Raw genomic sequence first — 19,981 nt, 5'->3', positions numbered from 1 at the left:
GGTCCGGACTCATAACCAGAAGCAGGCGATCGCGGCGATGTGGACCGCGGCGAGGAAATTGACGGCGAGGCGGTCGTATCGGGTGGCGACGCGCCGAGAAAGTCCTTCAGCCGGCAGAACATGCGCTCGATGGCGTTTCGGGCGCGGTAGACAACCCGCGAGAACGTGCCCTTCCAGCGCCGGTTCAGCTTGGGCGGGATGTTCGGCATGGTGCCGTTGGCCTCGACCTGCTGGCGAATGGCGTTGGAGTCGTAACCCTTGTCAGCATGCAGGATGCGAGCGTCCGGCAACTGCTTCAGAAGGTCGTGCCCGGCCGTGCAATCGGCGACGTTGCCGCCGGTGAGCAGGAAGGCGATGGGCCGGCAATCCCGGTCCGTCAGCGCGTGGACCGTAGACAAGGCCCGCGCGGCGCCGGCGTGCAGGCGGCGGGCCGGAAAACGGCGGGAATATCACTCACAATAGGGCTCACGCCGGCGTTCGGACAACGGGTCATTGTATTCCGGCGTCCCGTTCATACTTGGATACAGTCCAATGCAGCAGAGAAGCATGAACCGCCTCCTGGTTGAGGCGCGGGATCGGTGTGGCCCAAGCAGGGCCCCGCCCCTCCTGTCCTCATTGGCGCGCGAGGATAACTCCGATGAACAATGTCTCACTTCAAGAATTCATGCACGCCGTCAGGGAACGGGTGGCGCAATTGATCGGGCAGCATGGCGTGCAGGCCCGCGCTGTTGCGCTTGAGATCCGGCGCCGTAGCGTCGCTGATGCTCGCGAGCACCGGTTCTGGTCAGCCGTCGTGCGCAAGTTGGAAAGCGGCGCAAGGCGCAAGCGTCAAGAACCCATCGGACAGCAGCCACCCAGAGCATAACCGATCGAGAAAGCCGAAGCGAAATTGTTCCGTGCCAAGGTCGCAATTTATCATCGTGAACGCAACGTAATATTGTTAATTTTACTTGGTCGGTTGCGTTTTCAAGCTTATAAGAGAGCGTCAGACTTCGGTGTTGCGGCTTTCAGCTGTTACGCAACGCGTGTTTGGCGAACAGCTTTATCAAAAATATCGACCTCTGAACGGTGGCGCAGTCGCAGCACCGAAGGCATCAACTTTGGGATACGAGACATGACGCAAGGAACCGTGAAGTGGTTCGACGGCCAAAAGGGCTTCTGGTTCATCCAGCCGGATGACGGTCGAAGAGATGTGTTCGTTCACATGAAGGCGGTTGAACGTGCAGGGATGTACGGCCTTGATGAAGGACAGCGCGTGACCTTCGACGTTGTCGCCGATCAGCGGACCGGAAAAAATGCAGCAGAAAATTTGAAGGCCGTTTAAAAGACGGCCCCGAATGTGGAGTTTTGACCACGGATGTACTGGCAAAGCTCCGGCTTGAGCCTCGCGTTCACGATCCGGGATCGCGGGGCTCTTTCCTGCATACGCCAACGTCAAGGGAACTCCAACATGAGTGACAGCCATCAGCAGAGCGCAGCCGCCAAAAGGGCCGATCGACATTTTCGCAAGGAACAGGAAGAGACCGAGAAAGTGGTGGCCTGGACCGAGTATCGTGCCAGCCAAGCTGCGACCCTCGCAAAGACCGTTAGATTGAAGGCGTTGCGGCTGGCGCGAGATGCGGCCGTGCCGAAGGTCTCACCGAAAGCTGCCAGGGCGACACGGAAATCGGCGTCCCGGCCATCATCGAGATAGCGCGGCCTCTCCTCTCCCCTCAGGCCCGCGCGTAGCCGCCCGTGTCGTCTCCTGAACAACCCGGTGCCATCGGGAGCGCTGAGACGGCGCAATATGCATGTACCGTCCCAGTCCACCCCTCCGAGACCGAGGCCTGCGCGGCGCTGGAGCGGCAGCGGAGAACCAAAAATTCTGGGGAGCGGGGATCCGCAGTGCCAGCCGACAGCCACTCCCTGACGGATCGAAACGACAAAGCCAAAATTGTTCTGTCCCCGGCCAAAAACGGACATCATGAACATGACGTGGTCCGATCGTTTTCCCTTGCTATTTTCCGCCATACTGTCTAATGAGGAACATCGAGTTTCGGCCGAACGACTTGGCCTTGCCGCGCACAGCGTGCCTGACTAACGGTTTCTCCCCAAAATCTCGACCTCTGAACGGTAGCGCGACCGCGCCGCCGAACACCTTTTTCTTTGGGAATCGACAACATGACACAAGGCACCGTGAAGTGGTTCAACGGCCAAAAGGGTTTCGGGTTCATCCAGCCGGATGACGGCAGCAAGGATGTGTTCGTGCACATCAGCGCCGTGGAACGCGCCGGAATGTACAGCCTGAACGAAGGGCAGCGTGTGGCCTTCGACCTGCTGGCCGACCGGCGGACAGGGAAATTCTCCGCCGACAATCTGCAAGCCGCCTGACGGCAGCGTCGGATTCGACGAACTTTGACCACGGATGTACTGGCAAAGCTCTGAACCAAGCCTCGCGCCCGGCCTTCCGGGCAGCGGGGCTTTCTCTTGTGCGAGAGCCTTACGGAAGCCCGATGAGCGACAAACCTCCGCAAAGCACGGCGGTTGAGAAGGCCATCCGACCTGCTCCATAGCCAGCGACAGGAGCGGGGCCGCGGTCGGGGCGCTCGCGGTCTTGCGGGCGATGTCGCGCATCGGCCGGCCGCAATAGGTGCGCAGCATGCGCATGCCCGGGGCAGGCCGCCAGTGTGAAGCAGACGGGCCACCTCGCGCCGGGCAGAGTGCGCAGCCACAGATAGGATCGGCGTAGCCGTACCCGGAGCTTGGCGACGGCACGGTTCAGCCATTCGATGGCCCGCATCAGAAGGTGGCTGTCATTGGGATGGGCTATGGCCTTTGATCGCCACGGTTCCATCGACGGTGACGCGCTTGCTCTCGCGCTCGCTCGACCGTCATCACCGACAATCTGAAACGAACCCTGACGATCCTGGCGGCCGCGTGGGCGATTGCCATGGCACAAATGCGCCGACCAACCGCCCTCGTCCAGACCATCACCTTCCAAGAATTCGCTTCCGGGGACGTCGCATCGCGGGGCTATTCAGGCCCAATAACAGACCATGATCGAACGTTCGATCAATTTGATTGCGCTCGTGCAGATCGTCAATTTGCGCCAACAGTAAATCCAACAAATCCGCACAGCCACGCGCGGCGTCGCGCCCGTAATGCCGCGCTGCCTGCCATCTCCAGAGACTCGGCCGCCCGCGGCACCCTCAAGAATCGACTTGATCTTCGAGAAAAGCAATTCGATTGAATGAAGGCTGGCGAGCAGGGCGGAAGAGAAAGAACCTGCGCACTCTTTCGTCTCGACGTCCGCACATCAGCACCGTCGCTTCGACCATGTGCTTTTGCGCAACGCAGCGCTTCATGTATCCCTCCGGCGTGGGCCGCAGGTGGGGCGCTTACGGCTCTGAAGGTCCGAGGAGCGCCGGGTTTGCTTTGTGGATTTTGATGAGTTCGACCAGGGTCTCGATTCCGAAGTCGGTGAACGCCCTGACGGCGGCGTCGCCGACGCCGTAGACCCAGATGATGCCGTCCTCGACGTCCATTTCGTTGGCGACCTGGTGCAGCCAATCTTCGTCTTCGCCGAGGTCCTCGGCGACGCGAGCGATCGTGGTGACGCGGGAGACCTTGTTGACGTGCATGCTCACGCCGCCCGAGCGGAGAGTGCCGAGGGCCGTGGCGCCCAATTCCAGGGCAGGAGGTCATCGAGCCTATGCGCCGGGTGGCTTGGCAGGCGCGCCAGGACGTCGGCCAGCCAGGCCTGCGGATCGATGCCGTTCATCTTGGCCGTGACAATCAGGCTGTACATGGCGGCGGCGCGGTGCCCGCCCCGATCGGACCCGCAGAACAGCCACGACTTGCGACCAAGAGCGATGCCGCGAAGCCCGCGTTCGGCGGCGTTGTTCGACAGGCAAACCCGCCCATCCTCGAGGAACAGCGTGAAGCTCGCCCAGCGCTTCAGGATGTAATTGAACGCCTTGGCGAGGTCGTGCCCGCGCGCGAGCTTGGCAAGCTCCTCGCGCATGTGGCGATGAAGATCCTCGACCAGGGGGCGGCTTCGCTCCTGGCGAACGGCGAGGCGCTGCTGCGCGCTGGTGCCGGTGATCGACCGCTCGATCTCGAACAGCTCGTCGATCCGGCGCACCATCTCGATGGCGATCGGCGAGAGCACGGCGTCCGTCCTGCCGGCGGCCCGGCGCCGCGCCGTCCCCTCGATGTCGGCCATGGCGAAGAACGGCCGCCGCGCGTGGGCCCAACAGGCCGCCTCCCGGATCGGCCCAGGGGCGCGTCCGACCAGGTAGAGCGGGGCGTAGCCGTCATAGGCGTCGGCCTGCAGGATGCCCGCGTAGCCGGCGAGATGCCCCTGGGGGTGCTCGCCCCGGCGGTCGCGCGAATAGTAGAACATCGCCGCCGGAGGGCCGGCGCCGCCGAAGGGCCGGTCGTCGCGGACATAGACCCAGCAGCGCCCGGTGTCGGTCTTGCCCTTGGCCAGCACCGGCACGGTCGTGTCATCCGCGTGCAGCCGCTCTGCCGCCATCACATGAGCCTCCAGGCGGCGGAGCAGCGGAGCGAGCTCGCTGCAGACCGCCCCCACGGCGTCCGCCATCGTCGACAGCGCGATCGGCACGCCCTCCAGCGCGTAACGCTCGGCCTGCCGGTTCAGCGGCTGATGCTGGCCGAACTTGTCGACCATGATCATGGCCAGCAGGCTGGGACCGGCCCAGCCCCGCGGGATGCTATGGAACGGCGCCGGCGCCTGGGAGACCGTCTCGCAGTCGCGGCAGCTGAACCTCTCCCGCACCGTCTCGATCACCTTCCACTGGCGCGGGATCACCTCCAGCGTCCGCGTCACGTCCTCGCCGATCTTGCGCAGCCGCGTGCCGCCACAGCACGCGCAGGCCGCCGGGGGATCGATCACCACGCGCTCCCGCGGCAGATGCTCGGGGAAGGTCTGGCGCTCGGCGCGCTTGCGGGTAAAGCCCCGCACGGTCGTCGTCTGGGCGGCGGCCTGTTCGGCCGCGCGTTCGTCCTCGGTCGCGCCCGCTTCGAGCTCCTCGAACGCCAGCGCCAGCTGCTCGATCAGCCGTGCCGCACGTTCCGACCGCTGGCCGTAAATCTGCCGCTCGAGCTTGGCGATCCGCAGCTTCTGATAGGCGATCAGCGCCTGATCTTCCGAGGCCTTGGCGCGCGCCACCGCAAGGTCTGCGGCGACCTCCAGCGTCTTTGCGCGCTCAGCCGCCAACGCCTCCTTCGGCGCGGCGAGTTCGGCGGCAGCATCACCATCGGCGTCCATGCATCCTATGGAATCACATCTTCGCCGCGGTGTGACGTGCAAAGTGGAGCGTCGCCGCAATTATTTGATCAGCCCGCGCTCTGCGGCCGCCATGTGTGCTGGGGATTGCGCCAGTCGATCGCCTCGAGCAGATAACTCATTTGCGCCGCCGTCAGCGCCACCGCGCCGTCGACCGTGGCCGGCCACACGAAGCGCCCGCGGTCGAGCCGCTTGGCGTAGAGCGACAAGCCGATGCCGTCGTGCCACAACGCCTTGATCAAGGTCCCGGCGCGGCCCCGGAACACGAAGACGTCGCCGCCGAACGGGTCGCGGCCGAGCCCTTCCTGCACCAGCAGCGCCAGGCCCTGCATGCCCTTGCGCATGTCCGTATGTCCGGTCGCGATCCAGATCCGCACGCCCGCCGGAACCGGGATCATCGCAGCGCCTTGAGGGTTGCCGTCACCAACGCCGCCGGCGCAGACGCGCCGATCTCAACCCGCACGCCGCCGGCCAATTCCACGACGATCGCGGCGCCGTCTTCCCTCGTGGCCGCGGCCGTCCCACCGGCCTCCACGACGATCGCGCGGGCGAACCCAACCCCGCTCGTCCCGTCGCCAACCTCGTGCCGCCATTTGTAGATCAGGCTGGTCGATACCCCGTAGCGCCGTGCTACGTCCGCCACGATCGCCTCCGGCGCAAACGCCGCCGCCACGATCTCCCGCCGTTCCTCGCCGCTCCACCGCCGGCGCCGCTCCGGCCCCGTCAGCACCGTCATCTGGCTCATGCTGCGCTCTTACGCGCGCTCGTAAGAGCGCTCCTATGCGCGCAGCATCCGCGAAGCGCGAGGTCCCACACAAGGCGGCCCACGCCGGAGGGATACCGCTTCATTGGCGCCGAACCAGCTGATACGAAGCTTTTCAGGGCGACCGGGACAACGGCCAATCCGCTGTCCCGGCCGTACGTCACATGGCGCTGCGTCCACGCAGCATGTTGGTGACGAACAGCACCACAGCGAGCATCAGCGCGACCCAGAACAGAGTCGTGGCGAAGCTCGTCGCGGTTCCAGCGAGGCCGCCGAATCCAAACACGGCCGCCACCAGCGCAATCAGCAACAAGACGATTGCCCAGTTGATCAGATTGCCAATCATGGAATTCCTCCATTTGTTTGATGATCGATCCTGCACAACGCGCGGTATTTTAGTGCGTTCCATGCTCGATCATCTGTTTTCGCGAATTCCGGCGGACGCCACATTCACACCGCTCTATTGCAGGCCTATTGCCGGTATCCTGCCTATTGCGTGGCTCTTGTCCGCCTCACGCGCCGAGATGTTCGGCACCATCGCGCCGAACATCATATTGGCGACCCTCCCCAGCCAGATATTGCCCTGACCAAGGATATGCCTGACCAGAAGGTCGCCGGCTTCGAGACCCGGCGCAGCCGAGGAGGGCAGCGCGGCGACAGGCGAGACACTGTGTTGGTCGGCACCAAACACATGCCCTAACGATAGGCGACGCTTGAGGCGACACTAGCTGTGGAGCCTCAACAGGTTGTCCTCGGTCAGACCGAGGCGGCTGATGGGTGTCTTGGCTTGCAAGCTACCATGGGGCCTGTGCCAATTGTAGCGATGCAGCCAGATCGGCAGCTCTGCGGCGCGCTGATCGGAGTGCAGATAAGCTTTGGCGTAGGCCCATTCGCGCAAGCTCGTTTGGACGAAGCGCTCGGCCTTGCCGTTGGTCTTGGGCGTATACGGCTTGGTGCGCAGGTGCTTGATCTCGAGTAGGCGCAGCGCCCTGGCATAGCGGAAGGAGCGGAAGCTGGCGCCGTTGTCGGTCATCACGCGCTGAACCTTGACGCCATGGGCCCTGAAGAAGCGCAGTGCATTGAACAGAAAGCGCAGACAGGACGGGCGCTTTTCGTCGGGCAGGATTTCCGAGTAGGCGACCCGCGAATGATCGTCGATGGCGAGATGCAGGCACTCCCAGCCGACCCCGCGGCTGTTGCTTTGCCCGCTGCGATCGCCGGTGATGCGGTGGCCCACCGTGTTGAACCGGCCGAGCTTTTTGATGTCGATGTGAATGATCTCGCCGGGATGCTGGCGTTCGTAGCGCCGGACCGGTTCGGCCGGCTCCAGGGCGCTGAGCTTGTTCAAGCCGCGCCGCCGCAGGATACGGCTGACGGTGGCCGGCGAGAGGCCGAGCTCGGCCGCGATCTGCTTGCCGGTGCAGCGCTGGCGGCGCAACGCCTCGACCGCAGCGCACGTGGCGGGCGCTGTTTGGCCTGGCGATGAAAGCGGCCTGGAGGAGCGGTCGCGCAAACCATCGACACCCTCGGCGCGGAAGCGCCCGACCCATTTGGCGACCGTCTTCGGCGTGGTGTTGTAGCGACGCGCGGCCTCGGCATTGGTCAGTCCGCCATCCACCACGGCGCCCACCATCACCTCTCGACCTTTCGGGGTCAGGCGAGCATTCTTGTGAGTGTCCATTCGGTCCTCCGCGAATCACTGACGTCTGGCGACATCAGCGTTCCCGGCCAGGGCCGAATGGACAACCTCCTGAAAGCCCACATCTAGCCGCCTATCTGCCCTGCTTTGCCGATTTCGCTGCGGTCTCGACGGCGCGTCCGCAGTGGATTCCGTCCGGTCAGGTCAGACGCTGTCGACCCCCTTCTTGATAGCGTCCTTGGCTTTTCCGATCGCCTGCTGCGCCTCGCCCTTGCGCTCTTGCAGAACGCCTTCGGCTTCCAGGTTCTCATTGCCGATGACCTTTCCGACCGCCTGCTTGACGTTGCCGGCTGCCTCGTTGGCCATTCCCTTGATCTTGTCTGTGGTGCTGCCCATGGGAAGCTCCTCTTTCATGGGAACCGTGATCGGTTCCGTCATTAACAATCCCGACGGGCCCTAGAAAGTTCCTCGCCGACGACTGTCCGTGGACTGAAATCGCTCCGGGATTGGCCACAAAACAATTTTCCAATTTCGGACAATGCGTTCCTTTTATCTTGCATGCATTTAGGCTAGCGTGAAACACAACGATCGAGCCTAGAATGAACCTGAGCTTATTGCGGGTATCGATTCTGGCAGGGCGGCGGCTGCTATCTTGCAGCGGCGGCCGTGCGCGAGGCGGGTTGGACGCGGGCGGCCGTGGGCAACACTGTGTCGGTTCCGAAGCTCCGGCTCGTTGGCAGATCCGACTACACGAGGACCCGGCCTGTTTGCAGGTCGCTTCGGACATCACGAACCGATGAGACACGTTTGATGCGCGACGACCTATCGAGATCATGTCTTGTCGTGGGCGTCGGCGCCTCGGCGGGCGGCGTGGAGGCGCTGACCGGGCTGTTCGGCGCCGTGCCCGCCGAGCCGGGCGCGGCCTTTGTCGTGATCTCGCACATCGGGCCGGGCCGCGAGAGCATGCTCGATCAGATCATCGCCCGGAGCGCCCGCCTGCCGGTGTCGAAGGTAAAGCACGGTGACCGCGTCGAAGCCAACCACATCTATGTGCTGTCGACCAATGCCGCGATTTCGATCAAGGACGGCCGCCTGAGGGTCCTGCCCCGCACCGCATCGAGCGAGCATAACCCCATCGACGTGTTCTTCACCGCTCTCGCCGATGACTGCGGCGAGCGCGCGGTGGCCATCGTGCTGTCCGGCTCCGGCAGCGACGGCACGCTCGGCATCAAGGCGATCAAGGAGTGCGGCGGGCTGACGCTGGCGCAGGGCGCCAGCGGGCAGACCCACCCGGGCCAGAGCGGAATGCCGGAAAGCGCCGCCGCGACCGGGCTGGTCGACAAGATCCTGGCCGTCGAGGAGATGCCGGACGAACTGGCGCGGTACGCCGGGTCGCTGGCAACTGTTCCGGCTCCCGTTCCCGCCGACGAAGCCGGCCCCGAGCCGGACGACCTTCGACATGCGCGCTCGGACATCCTGTCGACCCTGCGCCAGCGTTTCGGCCACGATTTCTCCGGCCACAAGGACAAGCCGTTCATGCGACGCGTGGTGCGGCGCATGCGGCTGCTGCATGTTGCGGATCTGCAGGCCTACGCCGATCTCCTGAAACAGGATCCCGAGGAGCCCGCCAAGCTGCTGCGTGATCTGTTGATCGGCGTCACGGATTTCTTCCGCGATGCCGAGGCGTTTGCCGCACTCCAGCGCGCCGTGGTGCCCGAGCTCTTTGCTGGATGCGATGCAACCAGCATCGTGCGGGTGTGGGTGCCGGGCTGTGCCACCGGCGAGGAGGCCTATTCGATCGCCATTCTGCTCAGCGAGCATATCGAGAAGCTGCCCTATTCGCCGCGCGTCCAGATCTTCGCGACCGACATCGCCCGGCCCGCGCTGAGCGTGGCGCGCGCCGGCCGCTATCCGGCGTCGCAACTCGTGGGCCGGGTCAGCCAGGAGCGCCTCGACCGCTTCTTCCTCCACGCCGGCGAGACCTTCACCGTGTCGAAGACGTTGCGGGAGATGTGCGTCTTTTCCGACCACAGCCTGCTGCGCGACCCGCCCTTCTCTCGCATCGACCTGATCTCGTGTCGCAACCTGCTGATCTATCTCGATGCGGAGGCGCAGCGGCGGATCATCGCGGTGTTCGATTATGCGCTGCGGCCCGGCGGCTATCTCTTCCTGGGCCCGTCCGAGAGCATCTCGCAACTCGGCGAGTCATTCGTCTATGTCGACAAGAAGCAGCGCATCTTCCGCCGCCGCGATCGGCCCGGCGTGCGCCTGCGCCCGGCGATCGCCTCAAACGCCAACTACCCTACACAGTTTCTCGATGACACGCGCCAGCGAATGACGACGACTCAGCTCCAGAATGCCGTGCAGGCGCGGGTGCTCGACCGGTTCTCCCCGCCGCACGTCGTCGTCAACCGGGACGGCGACATTGTCTACCAGTCGGCCAACACCGGCCGCTATCTCGAAGCGACTGCCGGCGTGCCGAGCCGGCACCTCTTGACCCTGGCGCGCCAAGGTCTGCGCGCCGAATTGCGCACGACGCTCCAGCAGGCGATTCAGAGCCGCAAGCCGGTGGTCCGAGACGGGGTGAACGTATCGACCGGCGAGGTCAGGGAGCAGGTCCGGCTGACCGTCGAGCCGTTCGGCCACAGCGCCGACGAGCCGCTGTTCCTGGTGGTGTTTGCGGAGACGAGCGCTCGTGGTTCGAGGCAGAACCCTGTGAGCGCCGCGGAGCAGTCGCCGGTGCGCTCGCCGCAGGACGAGGGAGCCGACCGGGACGAAACCATCGCCCAGCTCGAACTGGAACTGGCCGATACGCACGAGCGATGGCTGGCGACGATCGCCGAATACGAAGGCGCAATCGAGGAGCTCAAATCGGGAAACGAGGAGCTGAACTCGATGAATGAGGAGCTCCAGTCCACCAATGAGGAGCTCGACACCTCGAAGGAGGAGCTGCAGTCGCTCAATGAGGAGCTGCAGACCGTCAACACCGAGCTGCAGGCCAAGATCGACGAGCTCGACACCGCGAACAGCGATCTCGCCAATTTGTTCGAGAGCACTCAGATGGCGACGGTGTTTCTCGACCACAGCCTCGTCATCCGCAGCTTCACGCCAGCGGCCTGCAGCATCTTCAAGCTGATCCCGACCGACAAGAACCGCTCACTGACCGATATCGTCAGCGAGATCGACTATCCCGAGCTCGGCCAGGATGTCGCCCAAACCGTCGCCACCGGCGCGTTGCACGAGCGGCGGGTGTCGCGGCGGGACGGCTCGGCGCACTATATCGCGCGCGTCCTGCCCTACATGACGGCCGGCAAGGCCAGGGACGGCGTCGTCATCACCTTTATCGACGTCTCCCAGCTCACCCGCGCCGAACGGGACGAGGAGCGCACGCGGGTCCTCATCAGCGAATTGAACCATCGCGTCCGCAACATGCTGGCGGTCGTCATCTCGATCGCCCAGCAGACGCTAACCGGCGGCAAGACGCTGGCGGATGCCAAGGCGGCATTGCTGGCCCGCTATCGGGCCTTGGCGCGCTCCTACACGCTGGTCGCGCGACAGAACTGGGGCTTCGTCGCGTTGCAGGATCTCATCGAGGAGTCGCTCGGCGCGCACATGCTGGGGCAGGTCGGACGCGTGAAGATCGAAGGCTGGCCGGTTCGCGTCAGTCCGCGCGCTGCCCTCACCCTCGGCATGGCGTTGCACGAACTCGCCACCAACGCGGCCAAGTACGGTGCGTTCTCCGACGAGAACGGCACGGTCTCGATCCGCTGGGAGGCAACCCCGCCTGATACCAAGGACCACCTGACGATCCACTGGGTGGAACGCAACGGTCCGCCGGTTGCGCGCCCGGACCAGCGCGGCTTCGGCTCAGATCTCCTCGAAAAGGCCTTGTCGCACGACCTCGACGCCCGCATCGATCTGCGATTCGAGCCGGCGGGCGTCGAGTGCCACATCACGGTTCCGTTCTCCGACAATGTGAGGCTGGATGACTAACCTTCTTGGCCGCCCGCTTCGTATCCTCGTGGCAGAGGATGACGCCCTGATCGCACTCGATCTTGTCGATGCGCTCGAAACATTCGGCTGCGTGGCGGCAGGCCCGGTCGCCACCGTCAAGGCGGCGCTCGAGCACGCCGACGATACGGCCAATGCGATCGACGGCGCGCTGCTCGATCTCGATCTGCGCGGCCAACGGTCCTATCCGGTCGCCGCCGCCCTCATGCGACGGAATATTCCGTTCGCCTTCACCTCGGGCTACGGTCTTGAGGCGATCGAGCCAGCCTTTCGCGCCTACCCTTGCCTGCTGAAGCCGACCAATCGATCGGACCTGCTCGCCGTGCTGCGCGGGTTTCTCAGCCCGACAGCCGACCCACCGCAGGACCTTGCCGGACCGGACGCACAAATCGCCTGACGGGAAGGTCGCCTGACAGGACATCGGCTGATCGAGCCGGAGCTTTGTCTTCGCTGCCGTCAGCATGACCGGCGGGCGCGCGCCGAACCGGCCAAGCAATCTACCTCGCGAAAAGGAGAGCGCATTGATTCGTTCAATGGGCTCCGACATGGATCAAATTGCCGCGGTAGGCGTTGTCAAGAGCAGGCTTCGCAGTGAAGATAGGAGAAGCCTCAAATGACACGCGTGCTTCGTGCACCATTGGTGACGGCGCTGGTGATCGCGGTTGCCGGCCTGTTCGCCGCGGCATCTGGAAGCGTCGCCCAAGATTCGCAGAGATCTTCGGGACATGGGGCGGGCGCATCGGCGCCATCGCAGCAAAAGTCGAGGGCAGTCGTCGCGCCACGCAGTGGCGTCAAGTCCGACGCCATGCCCCGGCGCGGCTCTGCGAGGGGCTGACCGAAGACGGCTGCCGGCTGCGCTGGCAGGAGGTGCCGACGATCGAAGGCCCGGCGGAGTACCAGTGCGTCGCCTATTGTCCATGGCAGTGACGCCGGCGCGGAAGCCGGGATGCGACAGTCACGTGCGTATCGAAAGACGGACCGACAGCCAGCAAGGGACACCAGACCATGAGCCGAAACGTCCTCTACACGATCGTCGCGGTCCTCGCCGTCGTCATCGCAGTCCTGGGTTATCAATACTACCGAGATCGGCATACGACCACCATCGAGCTCAATGTCGGTGAGAGAGGCATTTCCATCGATCGGAAATAGCCCCACGGCTTTTCGGATGGCGCGACGATCGCGCCATCCCGTTAACAGCCGACCAGCGTCTCGTCGCGTGTGCAATGAAGATTGAGCTGGCCGGCGCGCCTCTGAAAGGGGAGATCCGTCATGTCGCTTGGAACCATCCTCATCGTCGTTCTCGTCATCTTCCTGTTGGGAGGCTTCAGCGGCCGCCTGGGCGGCTATGGCTACGGGTTCGGCCATGCCGGCGTCGGAATTCCAGGCGTCATCCTGATCCTCCTCGTCGTCCTGTTGCTGCTTGGCAAACTCTGACCACGCAGCCGGACTTGTCGAGCGCTCAAGCGCGCACGCCCTCGCGCGGCGGCGTCACCGTGGCACGCCGCGCGGGAAGGCCAGCGTAAGACTGGATGCGCAAGACTGACGCGCAAGGCTCAGGCTCATATGCGACGGCAGAGTCCGCATGATCCGATCCGCGTCAGCAGCGCGGAATGACGGTCAGGAGGACCATGTGAGGGTTCCGAACCGGCACTCGCAAAGCCAAGCGGAGCTTATCGCCGACGGCATCGTGCATGGGGTCGGCGTAGCCGCGGGTCTCGTTGGCACGTCCATTCTGTTGAGCGTCGCGGCGCGGGACGGCGGAACCCGGCAGGTCGTGGTTGCGGGGGTCTATGCGTTCGGGCTGCTCACGATGCTGTCGTGCTCGGCCGCGTACAACGTGCTGCGCGGCAATCCCCACCGGGGCGTTCTGCGCGAGCTCGACCATATTGCGATCTACGTGATGATCGCGGGCACCTACACGCCGTTCCTGACCCAATTGAAGGGGATGTGGGCGGTCGCACTGACCAGCACCATGTGGGGGCTTGCTGTCACCGGGATCTTCCTGAAGCTGCTGCGGCCAAACCTGATCGAAGCTGTCTCGGTCGCGCTCTATCTGGCCTTGGGATGGATCGGCACGATAGCCTTTTGGCCTCTCGCCGAGACCCTCGAGCCTACGACATTGATGCTGCTTGCCATCGGCGGCGTCATGTATTCCGTCGGCGTCGTTTTTCATGTCCTGGAGAAGATCCCGTTCAGCAATGCGATCTGGCATGCGTTCGTGCTGAGTGCCGCGCTGGTCCATTACGTCGCGGTGATCGATACGGTCCGCGCGAAGTAATTCTCTCCGGCGACCTCTGTTCAGATCCACAAAGCCCGCTGATGTTATCGAGTCATCTTCACGGTGATCTGCGCATCGCCGAGGGCTCGCTCAAAATCCACCGAGACGCCGCTGCCGAGCTGACGCACCAGCACGTCGGCGGTAGCAGTGCCGACATGGAGATTGCGCAGCCGCACCCAATCGAGCTGCGGCGGCAGCACCGGATTGACAAAGCGGATCTCGCTGGTTCCCGGATTCAGCTCCAGGCCGAGGCAGGACTGGACCAGCGAGAACGGCGTGGCGGACGCCCAGGCCTGCGGCGAGCAGGCCACCGGGTAAAGCGTGGGGCCGCGCCCGGCGCGGCGGCGAAAGCCGCAATAGAGCTCTGGCAGACGGCGCAGCTCCATATAGGCGGCGGCGTCGAGGATGCCGGCGAACACCCGCTGCACCGCCTCGCAGGCGCCATAATGCGCCATGCCCCCCGCGATCATGGCGTTGTCGTGCGGCCAGACCGAACCATTGTGGTAGGACATCGGATTGTAGCGCCTCTCTTCCCTGGCGACGGTGCGGATGCCCCAGCCAGAGAAGAAATCCGGCTTCATCAGGTCATGTGCGACGCGCGCGGCACGGTCCGGCGGCGCCAGCCTGGCCCACAGCACATGGCCGGCATTGGAGGTGCGCACCTCGCAGCGGCGTTTCGAGCCGTCGAGCGCCAAGGCGTAGGTGCCGATGCCCTCGCACCAGAAGGCCTCGTCGAACTTGGTCGCGAGGCGCGTTGCCTCGTCGTCGAGCTGGCTGCCGGCGTCAGCGAGGCCGAGGCGGCGGGCGAGCCGCGCCATCAGGGTTTTGGCAAAATAGACGTAGGCCTGAACCTCGACCAGCGCGATCGGCCCCTCGGCCAGCCGCCCGTCGGCGTGAAACACGGCGTCATGGCTGTCCTTCCAGCCCTGATTGGTCAGACCGTTCTCGGTCGCCCGGGCATATTCGACGAAGCCGTCGCCGTCGCGATCGCCGTAATTGTCGATCCAGTGCAGCGCGGCGAGCGCCGCCGGCCACAACGCCCGCAGCGTCGCGAGATCGTCGGTTCGCTCGACATAGAGGCCGAACAGGACGAGGAACAGCGGGGTGGAATCATTGCTGCCGTAGTAGCGCGAGAACGGAACCTCGCCGAGCGCGGCCATTTCGCCGCCGCGCATTTCATGCAGGATCTTGCCGGGTTCGGCGTCGCACACCGGGTCGGTTTCGGTGGCCTGCAGCGCAGCGAGACGCGCCAGCACGCCTCGCGCAATGCTGGGCGCGGCCCAGAGCATTTCGATGGCGGTGATGATGCCGTCGCGGCCGAACGTCGTCGAGTACCAGGGGATGCCGGCATAGGGATAGGGTCCCTCCGATGTCTCGGTGGTCAGCATGGCAAGATCGGCCATCGAACGGCGCAGCACCTCGTTCAACACCTGATGGCTGGTCTCAACGCTGGCCATGTCCCGCGTCAGCGCGCGCCGCGAGCGATGCGCCGCCAGCATCGCCGCGCCGAAGGCGATGGGCTTGCCCGCCTGCGGATCGCAGGCGACCTGCAGGAACAACGACCGGCTCTGGTTTGGCGCCAGGGTCACGCGCCAGGAGGCAGCGGTGGCGCCGAGCGTTTCCGGCGCCGGGTTGAAGCAGATGGTGGTCGTGCGCGTGCGCCCGTCCAGTCCGGCGCAGGACATGCTGACATCATACGGCGAGGTGACGTTCGTCTGGATGAGGCCATGCCGCTCGCGGCGCGCCCCGCGGACCTCGAACAGATCGGCGAAATCGGCTGCGAAGATGAAGGCGAGACCAAGCCGCACCGGCCGTTCGCCGTGATTGCGCAAGCCCAGCCGCACATGGGCGACGCCCTTCCACAGCACCACCGAGCGCACCATGTGGATGGTGTCCTTGGGCAGCACCACATGACCGTCGAAATAGACATCCGGATTGGTCAGATCGGCCGCCAGCGCCAGATTGTCGTCGCGCACGGTGGAGTCGAGCAGCAGCGGCAGGGTGCCGTTGATCATCAGCTCAAGCCGCGACAAATAGCGGGTGTCGCGGAAGAACAAGCCATCGGGGCCGCCCTGGGATGCCCCGATATCGCCGTAGGAATCCAGCACGGCGAAGCAGTCGCCATGCTTCAAGGTTCGCCGCGGGCGGGCCGAGGGGCCGGTGGCGGGAATGTAGAACGGGGACTCGCCGACGGTGTCGATCAGCAGTTCGGTGACGGCCGTTGTCTTAGCCGGCATGAACCTCACTCTGCAGAACGTGAGCTGCGGCTGTCGGGCGTTGTACGATCAGGCGAGGCCGCAGCGCCGGCCTGCCAATGGTCCGCGCCAGACCGCGATAGACATCGACATAATCGCGCGCCATCCGCTCGGCGGTGAAGCGCGCCTCGAACTCGGCGCGGATACGCCGGCGGTCGAGCGCCAGCAACTCGGGGATCGCGCGCAGTGCTCCGTCGAAATCGTCGACGATGCGCCCGGTGACGTGATCCTTGATCACCTCCGGCACCGAACCGGCACGGAAGGCGAGCACCGGTGTCGCACACGCCATGGCCTCGATCATCACCAAGCCGAACGGCTCGGGCCAGGCGATCGGGAACAGCAGCGCCTGCGCTTCGCCGAGCAGCCTCGCCTTGTCGCGGTCGTTGATCTCGCCGATGAACTCGACATCGTCGCCACAGGCGATCTCGGGATGCACCACCTCCCGGAAATATTGCTCATCGACCTTGTCGACCTTGGCCGCCATGCGCAGCTGCAGGCCGAGCGCGCGTGCCAGCCTGATTGCGATGAGCGGGCCCTTCTCCGGCGACATCCGCCCGAGAAAGGCGAGATAGCCGCCGCGCGGATCGAAGGTCGGCGCCAGCAGATCCTTTGGCAGACCATGCGGGATGGTGGCAGCGAAACTCGCATCCGGCACGGGGGTGCGCTGGTGGTTCGAGATCGAGACCAGCGGCATGCCGGGAAAGCCGCGATAAAGCGCGCCGATATCGGGCAGATCCTGCCGTCCGTGCAGCGTCGTCACCGTACGGTGGCGGCGGCCGTTGAACAGCGGAAAGTGGAAGGCATCGATGTGGAAATGCAGGACGTCGAACTCGTCGGCGCGGCTGTTCAGCCAGTCGAGCATCAGCAAGTAATACGGCACCGGATCGGCCACGGCCGGATCGAGCCGCAGCGCCTTGCGTACCACCGGAACAAGATCGGCGCGGGTGACGGAATCGCCGCTGGCAAACAGCGTCACGTCATGGCCAAGGTCGACGAGCGCTTCAGTAAGAAAGTGTACCACACGCTCGGTCCCGCCATAATATTTCGGCGGCACGCTCTCCATCAAAGGCGCGACCTGGGCAATCCTCATGTCATCCTCGGGGGCATTCAGGCGCAGCCTGAGGCGCCTGAGGAAAATACGGATAGCGGTCTTGGTCATGAAACGGTCTCGCCCTCGACCTGTTCCATCCGCGCCATTTCGGGTGGATCGCCTGCGAGCGAGAATTGGCCGCGCGGCAATTTGGCGACAACTGGGCCGACGGCAGCGAAAGCTGACCGTTGCAATCAGTTCTTGAGTTGTCGAATGCTCACTGCAGCGGCCCCTCGATCTTCAGCAGAGGCCAAGTCCCCCTGTTGCGGGGAATGCTCCGGGAGGCTTCAAGGACGCCACGGGCAACAGAGGCAGCGGCGAGGGCTGTCATCCTTGCCTGTCCCGTGATGGCAGCGCCCGGACAGCGCTTCGCCGGGGGAGCAGATGTGACGAGTCACGGCGGCCCAAAAACGTCCACCGTCGGCGCATCCGCGGCGCCATGCCCGCAGCGCTTCGTAGAACGCATTGCGTCCGTGCTCGGTGACAAGGGTTGCGGCTTCGGCTCTGGCGGCAAATTCAGACCGGATACGGACGATCGGCATCACGATGGCCTCGCTCAAAAGCAATTCGGTGTGGGCTATGGGAGTTCCACCCGCCAATCGGGTCGGGGCCCCCCTTCAACCGATGGAACCGGACCATGTTCCGCACTGGGGCACGTGGCGGAGGGTGACAGTCGGTCATCGCCATCAAATCCCGATCCGTTCCACATCGTCGCGCGCCAAATCACCCAGCCAACGATTGTCGCGGACGACCCATAGTGTAGCGCAGTCGTCGCGAAATTTTCGTGTTTCTGTTCCGAACAAACAGTGACATCGCCGCGTTATATTTACGAACATTGGTTCATGCAGCGATAATTGGGTGCTTGTGTGAAGAGCCGCGAATTTTAGCGGGCGCTAGATCATTTTCCAACAGCGCTCTGATGTTGCGCTAAATGGTGCGACATCCGCAAAATTTGACGCTGGCCAACGAAACAAAGTGATTCAATCAAATAATTATAGATATCACTCAGGAGCCGTCGATTGGACGTAATCTGGTCATAGGTTATATCAAATGGAAAAATCGCCAGCATGAACCACGAGAGCCTCGACGAATCGCACGAAGATATCGTCTATCCGGCAGCCATTCCTTTCGTGCTTGTCCATCTGAGCTGCATCGCGGCGATCTGGACCGGCATCACCCTCGAAGCGGTCATCCTTTGCGTGAGCCTCTACTGGCTACGAATGTTCGCAATCTGCGCGGGCTATCATCGCTATTTTTCCCATCGGGCCTATTCGACCAGCCGGGTGTTCCAGTTCGTGCTGGCGTTCCTGGCCCAGAGCAGCGCCCAGAAGAGCGTATTGTGGTGGGCGGCCAAGCACCGCCATCACCATCTCCATTCCGACACGGTGCACGATGTGCATTCGCCCCGGCAGAAGGGCTTTCTCTACAGCCATGTCGGGTGGATCTTCGATCGTCAGCACAAGGCAACCAATTTCACGAAGATCGCCGATTTTGCGCGCTATCCTGAATTGATGTGGCTGCACCGGCTCGAGTTGCTTCCGGCGATCACCGTGGCCGGGCTGTGCTTCCTCCTCGCCGGATGGTCAGGCCTGGTGGTCGGGTTCTTCTTGAGCACAGTGCTGCTCTATCACGCGACCTTCTGCATAAATTCCCTGGCGCACACCCACGGCAAGAAGCGCTACGTGACGGGTGACGATTCCCGCAACAACTGGCTGCTGGCGTTGGCCACGATGGGCGAGGGCTGGCACAACAACCATCACGCCTTCCAGAGCAGCGCCCGCCAGGGGTTCAAATGGTGGGAGATCGATCCCGCCTATTACGTTTTGTGGATGCTCTCCTGGCTCGGCATCGTCCGGGATCTGAAGGCGCCTCCGGAGCAGGTTCTACGCAACGAGCAGCGGCTCGGCTCGCGGACGAACGGTCGCGCCGCGGAAGACCTCGCGGCGCGTTTCAATGCCGAGCAGATCGCGCTTGCCATTTCCACCGCGCTGCGCGGTGCCGAATTGTCGGCGCTGCAGGAGACACTGTCCTGTACTCGAGACCGTGCCGCGGAGGTGCTGGCGACCATGCATCTACCGCAACTGCCGAACCGCGAGCAGCTGGCCGCGACAGCGAGGGCGATGTTCGTGAAGACGAGGTCATTGGATGACATCGTTGATCGCGCCTACGATCTCCTGCTTGCGTCCATCGGCCGACAACTCGCACCGTCTTGAGGCGGCAACGCGCGGCCGGTTGCGCCCCTGTACCTGTCATGGCATCCGAGCGCCGCTCGGATGGGCTGAAGAGATCGGGCCGGTCCGCCGGGAGCAGCCAACTGCCCCCTTTGCCCTGAGTACCTGGGGGCGTATCTCGTCGACGAGTGGCTGCCCGCGCTCGACGGCGTTGTCGCCAAGCCTGAGGCCGGCGCCCGGGTGGTCGACGTCGGCTGCGGCCACGGCGCCTCGACCCTGATCATGGCGGTGGCGTTCCTGGCTCCGAGTTCGTCGGCATCGACTTCCACGCGTCGTCGATCGAACGTGCCCGCACCCATCCGAACGGCCGCGGCAATGTTCGATTCGATGTGGTGCGGGCGCAGGATTTCGCAGGTGCCAGCTTCGACCTCGGGACGATCTTCGACGCGCTGCACGACATGGCGACCCGGCCGGCCGCACCTTC

Annotated in this window: 19 protein-coding genes and 1 pseudogene; 9 read left to right on the top strand and 11 right to left on the bottom strand. The window is 64.2% G+C overall.

The window, feature by feature from the left end; all coding sequences use genetic code 11:
* Nucleotides 1-9 precede the first annotated feature (9 nt).
* A pseudogene (locus BLTE_RS03695) lies at nucleotides 10-389 on the bottom strand (IS5 family transposase); the annotation flags it as partial.
* Nucleotides 390-637: 248 nt separating this feature from the next.
* Here BLTE_RS03695 and BLTE_RS03690 point away from each other — a divergent pair.
* The 3 genes from BLTE_RS03690 to BLTE_RS03680 all read left to right on the top strand — a co-directional run bounded on the left by BLTE_RS03690 (nucleotide 638) and on the right by BLTE_RS03680 (nucleotide 2,370).
* Nucleotides 638-865: a hypothetical protein gene (locus BLTE_RS03690; RefSeq protein WP_126397737.1), complete on the top strand. Its 228-nt coding sequence runs from the start codon at nucleotides 638-640 to the stop codon at nucleotides 863-865.
* Nucleotides 866-1,114: 249 nt separating this feature from the next.
* Nucleotides 1,115-1,324 carry a cold-shock protein gene (locus BLTE_RS03685; protein ID WP_126402030.1) on the top strand — a complete coding sequence of 70 codons (210 nt, stop codon included), beginning with the start codon at nucleotides 1,115-1,117 and terminating at the stop codon, nucleotides 1,322-1,324.
* A gap of 836 nt (nucleotides 1,325-2,160) precedes the next feature.
* Nucleotides 2,161-2,370 carry a cold-shock protein gene (locus BLTE_RS03680; protein WP_126397735.1) on the top strand — a complete coding sequence of 70 codons (210 nt, stop codon included), beginning with the start codon at nucleotides 2,161-2,163 and terminating at the stop codon, nucleotides 2,368-2,370.
* An 818-nt stretch (nucleotides 2,371-3,188) separates the two neighbouring features.
* Here BLTE_RS03680 and BLTE_RS17990 read toward each other — a convergent pair.
* From BLTE_RS17990 to BLTE_RS03655, 6 genes are all read right to left on the bottom strand, one after another.
* A complete protein-coding gene (locus BLTE_RS17990; RefSeq protein ID WP_160140507.1) occupies nucleotides 3,189-3,344 on the bottom strand; it encodes a hypothetical protein in 156 nt (51 codons plus the stop codon).
* Between the two features lie 33 nt (nucleotides 3,345-3,377).
* On the bottom strand, nucleotides 3,378-3,620 hold the full coding sequence (locus tag BLTE_RS03675) for a hypothetical protein (RefSeq protein ID WP_126397733.1): 243 nt from the start codon (nucleotides 3,618-3,620) through the stop codon (nucleotides 3,378-3,380).
* Between the two features lie 2 nt (nucleotides 3,621-3,622).
* A complete protein-coding gene (gene tnpC, locus BLTE_RS03670; RefSeq protein ID WP_126397731.1) occupies nucleotides 3,623-5,272 on the bottom strand; it encodes an IS66 family transposase in 1,650 nt (549 codons plus the stop codon).
* Nucleotides 5,273-5,340: 68 nt separating this feature from the next.
* The gene (gene tnpB, locus BLTE_RS03665) at nucleotides 5,341-5,688 is read right to left on the bottom strand and encodes an IS66 family insertion sequence element accessory protein TnpB (RefSeq protein ID WP_126397729.1); all 348 of its coding nucleotides are present in this window, start codon (nucleotides 5,686-5,688) and stop codon (nucleotides 5,341-5,343) included.
* Nucleotides 5,685-6,035, bottom strand: a complete 351-nt coding sequence (tnpA, locus tag BLTE_RS03660) for an IS66-like element accessory protein TnpA (RefSeq protein WP_126397727.1) — start codon at nucleotides 6,033-6,035, stop codon at nucleotides 5,685-5,687. The genes tnpB and tnpA overlap by 4 nt, the downstream gene beginning before the upstream one ends.
* Before the next feature lie 178 nt (nucleotides 6,036-6,213).
* Nucleotides 6,214-6,399 (bottom strand): DUF1328 domain-containing protein, encoded by a 186-nt coding sequence (locus tag BLTE_RS03655; RefSeq protein ID WP_342211504.1) that lies wholly within the window; start codon nucleotides 6,397-6,399, stop codon nucleotides 6,214-6,216.
* Between BLTE_RS03655 and BLTE_RS03650 the strand changes: the two genes are divergently transcribed.
* Complete coding sequence (locus BLTE_RS03650; RefSeq protein WP_126397724.1) at nucleotides 6,398-6,640, top strand: hypothetical protein; 243 nt, start codon at nucleotides 6,398-6,400, stop codon at nucleotides 6,638-6,640. The genes BLTE_RS03655 and BLTE_RS03650 overlap by 2 nt on opposite strands.
* 137 nt (nucleotides 6,641-6,777) lie before the next feature.
* Here the strand turns inward: BLTE_RS03650 and BLTE_RS03645 are convergent, their stop codons facing one another.
* Entirely contained in the window at nucleotides 6,778-7,734 is a 957-nt protein-coding gene (locus tag BLTE_RS03645) for an IS481 family transposase (RefSeq protein ID WP_126396489.1), read from the bottom strand.
* A gap of 162 nt (nucleotides 7,735-7,896) precedes the next feature.
* Nucleotides 7,897-8,088, bottom strand: coding sequence for a CsbD family protein (locus BLTE_RS03640; RefSeq protein ID WP_126397722.1), 192 nt, complete (start codon nucleotides 8,086-8,088; stop codon nucleotides 7,897-7,899).
* A gap of 414 nt (nucleotides 8,089-8,502) precedes the next feature.
* Between BLTE_RS03640 and BLTE_RS03635 the strand changes: the two genes are divergently transcribed.
* From BLTE_RS03635 to trhA, 4 genes are all read left to right on the top strand, one after another.
* Entirely contained in the window at nucleotides 8,503-11,685 is a 3,183-nt protein-coding gene (locus tag BLTE_RS03635; RefSeq protein ID WP_126397720.1) for a CheR family methyltransferase, read from the top strand.
* A complete protein-coding gene (locus tag BLTE_RS03630) occupies nucleotides 11,678-12,100 on the top strand; it encodes a response regulator (RefSeq protein ID WP_126397718.1) in 423 nt (140 codons plus the stop codon). The genes BLTE_RS03635 and BLTE_RS03630 overlap by 8 nt, the downstream gene beginning before the upstream one ends.
* 872 nt (nucleotides 12,101-12,972) lie before the next feature.
* Complete coding sequence (locus tag BLTE_RS03625) at nucleotides 12,973-13,137, top strand: DUF3309 family protein (RefSeq protein ID WP_126397716.1); 165 nt, start codon at nucleotides 12,973-12,975, stop codon at nucleotides 13,135-13,137.
* Nucleotides 13,138-13,333: 196 nt separating this feature from the next.
* Nucleotides 13,334-13,981 carry a PAQR family membrane homeostasis protein TrhA gene (gene trhA / locus BLTE_RS03620; protein WP_160140506.1) on the top strand — a complete coding sequence of 216 codons (648 nt, stop codon included), beginning with the start codon at nucleotides 13,334-13,336 and terminating at the stop codon, nucleotides 13,979-13,981.
* Between the two features lie 44 nt (nucleotides 13,982-14,025).
* Here trhA and BLTE_RS03615 read toward each other — a convergent pair whose 3' ends face one another.
* Both BLTE_RS03615 and BLTE_RS03610 read right to left on the bottom strand, forming a co-directional pair.
* Nucleotides 14,026-16,218 carry an amylo-alpha-1,6-glucosidase gene (locus BLTE_RS03615; RefSeq protein WP_126397711.1) on the bottom strand — a complete coding sequence of 731 codons (2,193 nt, stop codon included), beginning with the start codon at nucleotides 16,216-16,218 and terminating at the stop codon, nucleotides 14,026-14,028.
* Nucleotides 16,208-17,326 carry a glycosyltransferase family 4 protein gene (locus BLTE_RS03610; protein WP_126402028.1) on the bottom strand — a complete coding sequence of 373 codons (1,119 nt, stop codon included), beginning with the start codon at nucleotides 17,324-17,326 and terminating at the stop codon, nucleotides 16,208-16,210. Before BLTE_RS03610 ends, BLTE_RS03615 begins: the two co-directional genes overlap by 11 nt.
* A 1,067-nt stretch (nucleotides 17,327-18,393) precedes the next feature.
* Between BLTE_RS03610 and BLTE_RS03605 the strand changes: the two genes are divergently transcribed.
* On the top strand, nucleotides 18,394-19,539 hold the full coding sequence (locus BLTE_RS03605) for an acyl-CoA desaturase (protein ID WP_126397709.1): 1,146 nt from the start codon (nucleotides 18,394-18,396) through the stop codon (nucleotides 19,537-19,539).
* The last annotated feature ends 442 nt before the right edge of the window (nucleotides 19,540-19,981 follow it).

The organism is Blastochloris tepida, from assembly GCF_003966715.1.
Lineage (GTDB): Bacteria > Pseudomonadota > Alphaproteobacteria > Rhizobiales > Xanthobacteraceae > Blastochloris > Blastochloris tepida.
This window is presented reverse-complemented; position numbering and strand designations above follow the sequence as displayed.